General features: G+C 30.2%; 1 protein-coding gene. It reads left to right on the top strand.

Annotated features, from left to right (window positions below; all coding sequences use genetic code 11):
• A partial coding sequence (locus AB0T83_RS20460; RefSeq protein ID WP_366195029.1) for a hypothetical protein occupies positions 1–268 on the top strand: 268 nt, incomplete at both ends.

The following is a 268-nucleotide window of genomic DNA, read 5'->3' as shown; positions in this document are numbered from 1 at the left end:
CTCACAGTTATACTCGTGAAATCCAAAATTCAACAAAAGGTATCGGTTCAGGCAATGGCGAGATTAATTGTAAGGATTTACAATTTGATACTGATTTAAAAAATGTACAACCAATTACTACCAGTTTAAAAGTTGGTGATATTTTAAATATTGAAAAAAATGACTTGGGCTTAATTGTAGCTCTTTATGATGGTAAATTATGTGGGATGCTTGATTCTTTGGCTGTAAACAACTTAATTAAATGTATTGATGCAGGTTTTGTTTACAA

The organism is Meridianimarinicoccus marinus, from assembly GCF_040689105.1.
Lineage (GTDB): Bacteria > Pseudomonadota > Alphaproteobacteria > Rhodobacterales > Rhodobacteraceae > Meridianimarinicoccus > Meridianimarinicoccus marinus.
Note: the sequence above shows the minus strand (reverse complement) of the source record. Positions and strands in the feature narration are given on the sequence as shown.